The sequence below is a fragment of the Stenotrophomonas sp. P5_B8 genome (genome assembly GCF_054049855.1).
Window position 1 is genome coordinate 1 of sequence record NZ_JBFULO010000596.1, and the last position, 1843, is coordinate 1843.

3 protein-coding genes and 1 pseudogene are annotated in these 1843 nt (G+C 69.4%); 3 read left to right on the forward strand and 1 reads right to left on the reverse strand.

Translation table 11 applies throughout. The features are described from left to right. A pseudogene (locus ACXJKH_RS19730) lies at nucleotides 1–304 on the reverse strand (UDP-N-acetylglucosamine-peptide N-acetylglucosaminyltransferase); the annotation flags it as partial. A gap of 235 nt (nucleotides 305–539) precedes the next feature. On the opposite strand from ACXJKH_RS19730, the gene ACXJKH_RS19735 reads away from it, so the two are divergent. The 3 genes from ACXJKH_RS19735 to ACXJKH_RS19745 all read left to right on the forward strand — a co-directional run. Further along, nucleotides 540–1139, forward strand: coding sequence for an HD domain-containing protein (locus ACXJKH_RS19735; RefSeq protein ID WP_457321905.1), 600 nt, complete (start codon nucleotides 540–542; stop codon nucleotides 1137–1139). Between the two features lie 27 nt (nucleotides 1140–1166). Then, entirely contained in the window at nucleotides 1167–1352 is a 186-nt protein-coding gene (locus tag ACXJKH_RS19740) for an oxidoreductase-like domain-containing protein (protein WP_256775882.1), read from the forward strand. Nucleotides 1353–1363: 11 nt separating this feature from the next. Beyond that, nucleotides 1364–1843, forward strand: a 480-nt coding sequence (locus ACXJKH_RS19745; protein WP_457321907.1) for a DUF998 domain-containing protein, incomplete at its 3' end; no start/stop codon positions are given.

Sequence of the window (1843 nt, forward strand, 5' to 3'; positions counted from 1 at the left end):
GGGTCTGCCAGGTTTCGGTCAGGGTGTGGGTGGCGTAGGGGTCGTAGGACAGCTGCATGCCGTCGTCGTCGAAGATCAGATGCACCAACCGCTGTACGCGCTGTTCGCGCGAGAAGCTCGGGGCGATCACCCGTTGTTGCAGCAGTGCGCGCAGTTCGGGGGGAATGGCAAGAATCTGTTCCGGGGTGGGGGGCGGCGGGGGCGCAGGCGACACCGCAGCGGCCGGTTCTGCCGCACCGGCTGACAGCGGCACCACCGCCGCTGCCAGCAGGGTCAGCACCAGCAGGAATCTCCAGGCGGACATCGCGTTTACCTCGCAGGGATACCGACGTAGCCGCCCCAGTCTAGGCCTGGGCCGGGAGGATGGGGTGCCGCTTGTCGGCCCGATCGGCCATCCACAGCCGGTGTGGATCAGCCCCGGGCAAACCTGTGGATAAGCACGCGCACGCGCCGTACAACAGGCGTGGCGCGTGGCTGGTCAAAAAACCGCCAATGACGATCCGCTTGCCAGTTGCCGCGGCGGCCGTCACTGTTTGCCCATGCGCTTTGAACCGATGCCCCTGCCGGCGGCGATGCAGGCCGACCTGGAAGCCGCCTACGCGATGCCGCCGCGGGCATACCACAACTTTTCGCACGTGCAGGCGGTGCTGCAGCATTGCCAGGCGGTTGCCGACGGCCCGGGCTGGCAGCAGCCGCGCGAGGTGCAGCTGGCCGCGCTGTACCACGATGCGATCTACGACGCCGGGCGCAGCGACAACGAAGCGCGCTCTGCCGCATTGGCGCGCGAAGCGATCCTGCGCTGGCTGCCCGCCGAGGGCATCGACGTGGCGCGGGTGGTGCAGCTGATCGAATTGRCTGCCCGGCATGGCGCGCTGGCCGCAACCGACATCGACGCCGAAGCGGCGATGTTCCTGGATTGCGACATGGCCATCCTCGGCGCGCCGGCGGCGGTGTTCGATGCCTACGACCAGGGCATTGCGGAGGAATATGCCGGCCATGTGCCAGGATTCCTGTTCCGGCTCAACCGGCGCCGCTTCCTCAAGCAGCTGCTGCTGAAGCCGCGGATCTTCCTGAGCGGGTTCTTCCACCAGCGGCTGGACGGCGCGGCGCGCGCCAACCTGCGCCGCCGCATTGGATAATGGTGGCTCTCCGCCCCCTTGATGCCCATGTCCGAGCTCGTCGCGCTTCCCGACCCCGATCCACGCCCGCAGCCACCGGAAGAACCCGGCCCGAACGAGTGCTGCGGCAGCGGCTGCCCGCTGTGCGTGCTGGATCTGTACAGCGATGAGCTGCAGCGTTACCGGGCCGCACTGGCGGCGTGGACGCTGCGTCATCCGGATGCGATCGACTGAGTACGGCGCCGATGAATGATGGCGCCTCGGCACGCTCGTCCACGCGGCCGCAGGCCAGGGCCGCGCTGCTGGCCATGCTCGCGTTGGTGGTGTTCATCGCCACGGCGCTGTGGACCCAATGGGTCCGCCAGGACCTGGATTGGGTGCAGGCCACGCTGAGCCTCTACCTGCACGGGCCATGGGGCCTGGCATTGCGGTGCGCCTATGGCGCGCTGGCACTGGCGATCATGCTGCTGGCGTACGCGCTGCACGTCGACAGTCGCTCGCCACGGCGCAGCGGGGCGGCGCCGGGGCTGTTCTGGGCGGGCGCACTGGGCCTGCTGGGTGTGGCCATCGGCGACAGCTGGCTGCCCCAGCGGGCGCCGCTGCTGGCCCCACTGGTGCATGGGCTGGCGGCGAACACCGCCTTCCTGTGCGTAAGCGTGGCGATGCTGCTGCAGAGCTGGTACCTGCGCGCCGACCCCCGCTGGTCGCGTTGGGCCGGCCTGGCC